The sequence below is a fragment of the Comamonas sp. genome, assembly GCF_036666375.1.
Lineage (GTDB): Bacteria > Pseudomonadota > Gammaproteobacteria > Burkholderiales > Burkholderiaceae_C > Comamonas.
The window spans coordinates 35,437-43,872 of the sequence record NZ_JAVWWA010000001.1 but is presented as its reverse complement, the minus strand read 5'-3'; the positions used below and the strand labels follow the sequence as shown (position 1 = coordinate 43,872).

The 8,436-nt window shown below is 68.0% G+C and carries 8 protein-coding genes; 3 read left to right on the top strand and 5 right to left on the bottom strand.

Going from position 1 to position 8,436, the window contains the following annotated elements; translation table 11 throughout:
• The coding region (locus RR928_RS00210) for an MFS transporter (RefSeq protein ID WP_332681132.1) at positions 1-519 on the top strand (519 nt) is incomplete at its 5' end.
• Positions 520-530: 11 nt separating this feature from the next.
• Here RR928_RS00210 and RR928_RS00205 read toward each other — a convergent pair.
• Genes RR928_RS00205 through RR928_RS00195 form a run of 3 tightly spaced genes read right to left on the bottom strand, consistent with a single transcriptional unit; the run spans position 531 to position 4,047 of the window.
• Positions 531-1,502, bottom strand: coding sequence for a Bug family tripartite tricarboxylate transporter substrate binding protein (locus RR928_RS00205; protein WP_332537619.1), 972 nt, complete (start codon positions 1,500-1,502; stop codon positions 531-533).
• Positions 1,503-1,546: 44 nt separating this feature from the next.
• Positions 1,547-2,518: an NAD(P)H-dependent flavin oxidoreductase gene (locus RR928_RS00200; protein WP_332547645.1), complete on the bottom strand. Its 972-nt coding sequence runs from the start codon at positions 2,516-2,518 to the stop codon at positions 1,547-1,549.
• Positions 2,519-2,541: 23 nt separating this feature from the next.
• A complete protein-coding gene (locus tag RR928_RS00195; protein ID WP_332547644.1) occupies positions 2,542-4,047 on the bottom strand; it encodes an AMP-binding protein in 1,506 nt (501 codons plus the stop codon).
• A gap of 176 nt (positions 4,048-4,223) precedes the next feature.
• Here RR928_RS00195 and RR928_RS00190 point away from each other — a divergent pair, with 176 nt between their 5' ends.
• Positions 4,224-4,883 carry a TetR/AcrR family transcriptional regulator gene (locus RR928_RS00190; protein ID WP_332537616.1) on the top strand — a complete coding sequence of 220 codons (660 nt, stop codon included), beginning with the start codon at positions 4,224-4,226 and terminating at the stop codon, positions 4,881-4,883.
• A 6-nt stretch (positions 4,884-4,889) separates the two neighbouring features.
• Here the strand turns inward: RR928_RS00190 and RR928_RS00185 are convergent, their stop codons facing one another.
• Both RR928_RS00185 and RR928_RS00180 read right to left on the bottom strand, forming a co-directional pair.
• Positions 4,890-6,026, bottom strand: a complete 1,137-nt coding sequence (locus RR928_RS00185) for an aminotransferase class V-fold PLP-dependent enzyme (RefSeq protein WP_332681129.1) — start codon at positions 6,024-6,026, stop codon at positions 4,890-4,892.
• A gap of 64 nt (positions 6,027-6,090) precedes the next feature.
• Complete coding sequence (locus RR928_RS00180; RefSeq protein WP_332547641.1) at positions 6,091-7,617, bottom strand: FAD-dependent monooxygenase; 1,527 nt, start codon at positions 7,615-7,617, stop codon at positions 6,091-6,093.
• 150 nt (positions 7,618-7,767) lie between these two features.
• On the opposite strand from RR928_RS00180, the gene RR928_RS00175 reads away from it, so the two are divergent.
• Positions 7,768-8,436: CsgG/HfaB family protein (locus RR928_RS00175; protein WP_332681126.1), on the top strand; the 669-nt coding region annotated here is incomplete at its 3' end.

Here is an 8,436-nt window from a genome sequence, read left to right as displayed (position 1 = left end):
GTGTGCGCCACGCCCTGGGTGCTGCTGCCCCAGCTGGGCGTGGAGACGTTTGCCGGCGACGCCCAGCTGGTGGGCATGCTGCATGCCGCGCCCGCGGCCGGCGCCTTCCTGGCCGCGGCCACTTCGGGCTGGACGCGGCGCCTCGATCGCCCCGGCCTGCTGCTGATTGCCGCGGCCATGGGCTGGGGCCTGGCCCTGCTGTGCGTGGGATGGGCGGCGCAGCCGTGGCTGGCGCTGGCCCTGCTGGTGCTGGCCGGCGCGTGCGACACCGTTGCCGACATCGTGCGCGGCGCGCTGCTGCAGCGGCATACGCCCGATGCCTTGCGCGGGCGCATTTCCGCGCTGTGGCTGCTGGAGATGAATCTGGCACCCGCGCTGGGCGGCCTGGCGCTGGGCGGCGCGGCGCAACGCGCCTCGGCCGGCATCGCCCTGGCAGGCGGCGGCGCGCTCTGCGCGCTGGCCGCGCTGCTGACGGGCGCGCGCAACCGCGCGCTGCGCGCCACAGGCTGGCAGCGCTGAGGCCGCGGCGCTCAGTTCTCCAGCGTGATCTTGAAGGCCTTGATCAGCGAGCCCCAGCGCACGGGCTCGTCGGCGACGATCTTGTCGAACTCCTTGCCGTGGGTGCCGGCGGGAACATAGCCCAGGCCGATCAGGCGCTGGCGCACTTCGGGAACGCGCAGCGCAGCGGCCGCGGCCTTGGCCCAGGTCGCGACCTGTTCGTCGGACGTGTTGGCCGAAGTCACGAAGGCAATCCAGCCGACCAGCTCGTTCATCGCCGGATAGCCCTGCTCGCCAAACGTGGGCACATCGGGGAAGCCTTCGGAGCGGCTGGGCCCGGTCACGGCCAGCGCACGCAGCTTGCCGTCCTTGCCCAGATGCTGGCCGGCGACGCCGAAGTCGGCGACCACCGAGTCCACCTGGCTGCCCAGCAGGTCGTTGATCGCGGGCGCCGTGCCCTTGTAGGGCACATGCACCTGCTTGAGTCCGGCGGCGTTGTTGAAGGCTTCGCCCGCGACATGGCTGGAGGTGCCCGCGCCGTAGGAGCCGAAGCTCTGCGGATTGCGCTTGGAAAGCGCGACAAACTCGGCCAGCGTCTTGGCGGGATGGTTCTTGTTGACCAGCAGCACGAAAGGCGTGACGCCCAGCTGCACCACCGGCTTGATGCCGTTGACGCTGTCGTAGGGCACCTTCATCAGATGCGGCACCACGGCCAGCGTGGAGCCCAGCACCAGGCCGAACGTGGGATTGCTGGCCGGCGCGCGAATCACATCATTGAGCGCCAGCGTGCCCGAGGCACCGGGCTTGTTCTCGGCAACGATGGTGACGTTGAGCGTCTTGCTCATTTCATTGGCGACGGCGCGGCCAATGGTGTCGGAGCCGCCGCCCGGTGCCAGCGGCAGCAGCATGCGCACCGGCTTGGCCGATTGGGCCAGCGACAGCCCGGACACCGCCACCATGCCGGCGGCGGCCACCATCTTCAGAACATTGCGCTTGGAATTCATGTCTTGTCTCCTGCTTTTGATTGGTAATGCCGAACGCAGGCGCCTCAGGCGCGCGCGGCAATGAGTTGTTGCGTGGACAGGCAGGCCTCGCGGTACTGCTGCACCAGGCCGGCAATGAAAACGCCCGCCGGCTGGATCTCGCTGAGCACGCCTATGCCGTGGCCGCAGCCCCAGATGTCCTTCCAGGCCTTGGGCTTGCCCGCGGCCCAGTTCATCTGGCTGGCATCGCCCACGGGCAGGTTGTCGGGATCGAGGCCGGCGCGCGCCATCGACGGCTTGAGGTAGTTGCCATGCACGCCGGTGATCAGGTTGGTGTAGACCACGTCGTTGGCGGCGCTGTCGACAATCATCTGCTTGTGGCCGTCAACGGCATTGGCTTCCTGCGTCGCAATGAAGGCCGAGCCCATATAGGCCAGATCGGCGCCCATGACCTGGGCGGTGAGGATGGCGCGGCCGCTGGAGATCGAGCCCGACAGCGCCAGCGGGCCGTCAAACCACTGGCGGATTTCCTGCAGCAGCGCAAACGGCGACTGCGCGCCCGCATGGCCGCCCGCGCCCGCGGCAACGGCAATCAGGCCGTCGGCGCCCTTCTCTATGGCCTTCTTCGCGAACCTGTTGTCGATCACGTCATGCAGCACGATGCCGCCCCAGGCATGCACCGCCTCGTTGATTTCCTTGCGCGCGCCCAGCGACGAGATGACGATGGGCACCTTGAAGCGCGCGCAGACCTCCATGTCGTGGTCCAGCCGGTCATTGCTCTTGTGCACGATCTGGTTGACCGCAAACGGCGCCGAAGGCTGGTCGGGATGCTGGCGGTCGTATTCCGCGAGTTCGGAGGTGATGCGTTCTAGCCAGACTTCAAGCTGGTCGGCGGGCCGCGCATTGAGCGCCGGAAACGAGCCCACGATGCCGGCCTTGCACTGCGCAATGACCAGATCGGGCGTGGAGATGATGAACAGCGGCGCGGCAATCAGCGGCAGGCGCAGCTTGTCTTTGAGCGTGGAAGGCAAGGCCATGGAAAGTCCTGGTGAAGTCGGTTTCAGATGCGGCGGTCGACGCCGGCCCAATACGGCGCGCGCAGCAGGCGCTTGAAGATCTTGCCGGTGTCCTCGCGCGGCAGGCTGTCGTGGAAGGTGATGGTCTGCGGAATCTTGTAGTTGGCGATCTTCTCGCGCAGGCGCTGGCGTATCGTGTCCGCCGCCAGCGTGCTGCCTTCCCTGAGCTGCACTGCCGCGGCCATGGACTCGCCGAACTCGGCGTCGGGAATGCCGAACACCGCGACGTCGCTGACTTCAGGCATGGTCAGAATGCTGGCCTCGACTTCGGCGGGGTAGATGTTCACGCCGCCCGAAATCACCATGTCCGACTTGCGGTCGCAGATGAACAGGTAGCCGTCGTCATCGATGAAACCCATGTCGCCCAGCGTCACCAGCCCGTCGCGGCTGATGCTCTGGCGGTCGTCCTCGCGGCCTATATAGGTGAAGTCGGGCATGGCCGGCTGGCGCACATAGATCAGGCCGATCTCGCCGCGCGGCAGCTCCTGGCCGTCGTCGCCGACGATGGACAGCTGGGCGCTGCCCAGCGCGCGGCCCGCGGAACCGGGCTTGGCCAGCCATTCCTCGGCGGTGATGAAGGTGGTGTAGCCGGCCTCGCTGGAGCCATAGGCTTCGGTGATCGTGGGGCCGAACCAGTCGATCATGCGCAGCTTGAGTTCGCGCGCGCAGGGCGAGCCCGTCGACGACACCTGCTGCAGCGAAGACAGGTCGTAGGCCGCGCGCACTTCGTCGGGCAGCGCCAGCAGGCGCTGGTACATCGTCGGCACGAGATAGGCATGGGTGACGCGGTGCTCGGCGATCAGCTGCAGCGTGCGCTCGGGCTTGAAGCTGGGCTCGAGCACCAGCGTCGCCCCCACCGCGCAGGCATGGGACACGAACGACATGGTCGCGCTGTGGTACATGGGCGCGCTCAGCAGCGCCACCGATTCGGGCGTGGTGCCGTAGACCGCGCCCGGCACCTTGGCGGCTTCGGCGTCGACCTGGGCGCGCATCTCGGGCGCGACCGGCAGGCGGCGCACGCCCTTGGGCTTGCCCGTGGTGCCCGAGGTGTAGACCACGGCGTTGAAAGGAAAGCGCTGGCTCTCGGGCAACATCTCGCCCTGCTGGCCCAGCGCCGGCCAGGCCTGGCGGGCGACGTGGTCGGCATCTTCGTGCAGCGGTGCGACGAGCAGCGCCACGCCTTCTGGCACGCCGGCGCGAATCGTGTCGACCAGGTCTTCATGCACCACCAGCGCCTGGGCGCCGCTGTCCTTGAGCAGGAACTCCACTTCGCCGGCCTTGAAGTGCCAGTTGAGCGAGACCAGGTAGACGCCCGCACGCTTGCAGGCAATCACCGTGGCTACATAGCTGGGGCTGTTCTTGAGCATGACGGCCACCGTGCCGCCTTCTTGCACGCCCAGCGCCTGCAGGCCGCGCGAGACACGATCTGCCAGAAGCGCCAGCGCCGCCTTGCTCCAATGCTGATTTCCAAAGACCAGGGAAGGAACCAATTTTTTCTCCGAACTCGCCAGATGATGCAAACTGAACAGTGTTCAATTTAACCCATGGATTGCGCCATGCCCAGGCCGCAGGTCCTAGGGACTTCCCTTGGTTTGACTGCGTACAGGAGAGCAGGTGTCCCCGAGTTGACTAGACTCGGCGGGCACGAGAGTGTGAAGAGGATGGAATGAAGCCTGAAAAATCCAGCGCACCGGCCGTCAAACCCCAGGGACAGTGGCACCACGGCAATCTGCGCGAATCGCTGGTGCAGTGGGGCGTGGCGCTGCTGCGCGAGGTCAGCCTCGACCAGTTGAGCCTGCGCCAGATCGCCAAGTCCGCGGGCGTCTCGGTGGGCGCGCCGGCCCACCATTTCGGCGACAAGGACGGCCTGCTTGCGGCCATGGCCGCGCAAGGCTTTCGCGAGCTGATCGCGCTGCGCCGCAGCTACCTCGCAAAGCTTCCAGCGGATGACCAGCAGGGCCGCATGCACGCGCTGGTGCGCGGCTATGTGGAGTTCGCCCAGGCCAATGGCTCGCTGTTCGAACTGATGCTGGGGCCAGGCCTTGGCAACCGCTTGCAGTATCCCGAACTCGCCGAGCAAGGCCGGGCTTCCTACCTGCTGTTCTGCGAGATCGCCCAGCCCCTGCTGCCGCCGCCCGACCAATGCGCGATGCCGCATGCGGACGCGCTGCAGATGCTGTGGTCATCCATCCACGGCCTGGCGGTGCTGCGCGTGCACCGCCGCCCCGCGCCCATGAAGGCCAGCCGCTCGCGCACGCTGGACCACCAGGTCGAGACCATGACGCAGTTCTGTCTCGCTGCCATTGCGGGTCTCAGGACTCCCTGAAGCCCCTCACTGCGCGCGCAGGAATTCCTCCAGCGCATCGCAGGCGTACTGCAGGCTTTCCCAGCGCGTGTCATGGCCGGGCGAAAGCCGCAACAAGGCATCGAGGCCGCGCGCCTGCATGTCCCAGGGCGTGAATGCCAGGGGGCTGATCGCCGCCTCGACGCCGCGCTGCTGCAGCGCCTGGTGCAGGGACGCGGCGCCATGGCCGGCACAGGTGAACGTCACGATGCCCGAGCACGCATGCGGCCCGGTACGCAGCGTCTGCACGCCGGGCAGCGCATCGAGCCGCGCGCGCAGCCAGGTGGCGCGCTGCTGTATCTGCGCCTGGATGTGATCTATGCCCAGGGAGGCCCATTCGGCGAGCGCCGCACCCAGGCCCAGGCGCAGCGCGACCGACGCTTCCGAAGGCTCGAGCCGGCGCGCATCGTCGCGATAGTCCCAGGTGTTCTCTCCCTGCCAGGGCCGCGCGAAATGGTCGGCGCCCAGCGGGCGCAACCGCGGCAGGAAATCCGGGTGCACATAGACAAACCCCGTGCCGCGCGGCCCGCGCAGCCATTTGCGCCCCGGCGCCGTCAGCGCCGCGCATTGCAGGCTGCGCACGTCGACCGGCCACTGCCCCACCGCCTGGGCCGCATCGATCAGCAAGGGCACGCCGGCAAGCGCGCACAGACTGCCCACGTCCTGCGCGGGCTGGACCAGCGGGCCGTTGGCCGGCATCCAGGTCAGCACCACCAGGCTGGCGGGCGTGCACAGCAACGCCTGCAGCGCGTCGAGGTCCACAGCGCCGTGTGGGTCGCTGGGAATTTCCTCGACCTGCACGCCGTGGCGTTGCGCCAACGCCATCAGCAGACCCAGGTTGCCGCCCCACTCGCCGCGCGGCGCCAGGATGCGCCCGCCGCCGCGCCAATCCATGGCCTCCACCACGCGGCCCCAGCCGTCGCTGTTGCCCTGGGTCAGCGCGATGTCCTGCGGCGACGCATGAATGGCCGCGGCAATGCCGGCGTAGACCTGGTCCAGTTCGGCCTGGGCGGCGCGCGCCGCGCCATAGCCGCCGAGCTGTTGTTCGCACAGCGCGTGGCGGTGCATGGCGTGGAGTGCGGCGTCGGCCAGCGGGCCGCAGGCGGCATGGTTCAGATAATGCATCAAGAAAGCAGGTACGCAGAGGCCGCCCAGCATAGCCCAGAAGAACGGCTGGCGAGCGCTGCGGTCACGCCGCGCCGGCCTGGCCCATACAGCTGCGCAGATAGTTTTCCAGCCGCGCGGCGCTGGCGTCGGGATCGGCGCAGCCGACATGGCCGTCGGGACGGATCAGGTAGGCGGCGTCGCGCTGCAAGCCGACCGCGGCGTGCGGCGCACCGAAATCGAAGCGCTGCAAGGCAATGCCCTGGACGGCGCACCAGGCGGCCAGGTCGTCGCGCGCCGCGCCATAGACATGCACCTGCCAGGCAATGGCCGCCAGCGGTGCGTGGTTGTCGTCCGCGCGCACCCAGGGCAGACGATCGCCGCCGCGCACTTCGCCGGCCTGGCCTTCGCTGATGGGGCTGTCGTGGTAGCTGATCAGCGTCTGCGACAGGATGCGGAACAGGTACTCGCGCACGTCGTCTATGCCATAGGCCAGCGGCGCGACGATGGGCGCGATGCGCGTGCGCACGAAGTCGGCAAACGGCCCGTCGGCGGTGATGAACTGGAACACGCGGTCCGTGGTCTCGACCAGCCGCAGCGCGAACGCGCGGCGCTCGGCTTCATAGCTGTCGAGCAGCGCGTCGGGCGCGCCCCGGCGCAGCACGGCCGCCATTTTCCAGGCGAGGTTGATCGCATCGCCTATGCCGGTGTTCATTCCCTGGCCCCCTGCCGGGCTGTGGATATGCGCGGCGTCGCCGACGAGAAAGGCCCGGCCCTGGCGATAACGGTCGGTCACGCGGTGGTGCACGCGGTAGGTGGAAAACCAGTGGACCTGGTCCACCTCCAGCCCGATGCGGGCAATCGCGCGGTGGCCCACATCGTCGAAGGTCAGCGTGTCGGCGCGGTCCGCGTCCTCATTGTCGGCGACGCCGATCAGCCGCCCCTGCCCGCGATCGTTGTAGGCCAGCCAGGCGACGAAATCGGCCTCGTCGAGCGCGATGTGGATGTCGCCGCTGGCGGCCGGGCCACGCGCCTGCACGTCGGCCACATAGAAGAATTTGCCGTAGGTGCCGCCCGGAAAGCCTGTTCCCATCTGGTGGCGAACGATGGAGCGAGCGCCGTCGCAGCCCGCGACAAAGGCCGCCGCGCAGCGCTGCTCACGGCCATCGGCAGCGCGCAGCTGCACCGCCACGTGGTCGCCGCAATCCTCGAAGCCCAGGCATTCCGTCTGGCGCTCCACTGCCACGCCCAGGGCCTCGAGCCGCGCGATCAACAGGCGCTCGTGCCGGTCCTGCGGATAGATCAGCACAAACGGATAGGGCGTCATATCCCGCCCCGCCGAACCAAAGCGCAGCGTCGCGCGTTTTGTGCCGCGGGTCCAGAGGTTGAGCGCGGGATTGCGGTGGCCCGCGGCCAGTACGGCGTCGGTCAGATCGAGCTGGCGGTACAGCTCCAGCGTGCGCGCCTGCACGGCCAGCGCGCGTGACGTCGTTCCCGGCGCGCGGGTCTTGTCGACGATGCGCACCCGCACGCCTTGCGCGGTGAGCCACAGCGCAAGTACCAGGCCGGTAGGACCGGCGCCAACGATCAGCACGTTGTCATGGGAGTTCATGGGGACGGCGCCAAAAAGCCGCGGCGCCAACACAGTGTGTTCCGCGCGCATCACGCGTTTTGTAGGCGATCACGCAGTCTGGATTTTAATAGTTGAAATCTATCAAACATGAAACTATCATTGTTTTATCAATAACAAACACTTGATCCCATGCGCCCTCTTCTTCTGTTTGCAGCCTGCGCTGCCCTCTGTGCTCCCCTGGTCCTGGGCGGCTGCGCGACGGAAACGTCGCAGGCGCTGGCCGTGTCCCAGACAAAGGCCGCCACGCGCAGCTACCAGGGACCGCGCAGCCCGATCGCCGTGGGCCGGTTCGACAACCGCTCCAGCTACCTGCGCGGCGCTTTTTCCTCGGGCAGCGACCGGCTTGGCAGCCAGGCCAAAACGCTGCTCATCAGCCACCTGCAGCAGACCCAGCGCTTTCTGGTGCTCGACCGCGACAACATGGAGCAAACCCGGTTCGAAGCCAACCTGCACGGCAGCGCGCAGCCGCTCCAGGGCGCCGACTACGTGCTCACGGGCGATGTCTCCGAATTCGGCCGCAAGGAAGTCGGCGACAGGCAGCTCTTCGGCGTGCTCGGGCGCGGCAAGACCCAGATCGCCTATGCCAAGGTGACGCTGAACATCGTCGACAGCCGCACTTCGGAAGTCGTGCGCTCGGTCCAGGGATCGGGCGAATACCAGCTGGCGAACCGCGAGATCGTCGGCTTCGGCGGCAGCGCCAGCCATGACGCCACGCTCAACGGCAAGGTGCTCGACCTGGCGATCCGCGAAGCCGTCGATCGCCTGGGCGAAGCCGTGGACGCAGGCCTGCTGCCCGCT

Coding starts and splice junctions, on each gene's coding strand:
- RR928_RS00180 (WP_332547641.1), bottom strand. CDS start 7,617: ATGAACTCCCATGACAACGTGCTGATCGTTGGCGCCGGTCCTACCGGC.
- RR928_RS00190 (WP_332537616.1), top strand. CDS start 4,224: ATGAAGCCTGAAAAATCCAGCGCACCGGCCGTCAAACCCCAGGGACAG.
- RR928_RS00205 (WP_332537619.1), bottom strand. CDS start 1,502: ATGAATTCCAAGCGCAATGTTCTGAAGATGGTGGCCGCCGCCGGCATG.
- RR928_RS00200 (WP_332547645.1), bottom strand. CDS start 2,518: ATGGCCTTGCCTTCCACGCTCAAAGACAAGCTGCGCCTGCCGCTGATT.
- RR928_RS00185 (WP_332681129.1), bottom strand. CDS start 6,026: ATGCATTATCTGAACCATGCCGCCTGCGGCCCGCTGGCCGACGCCGCA.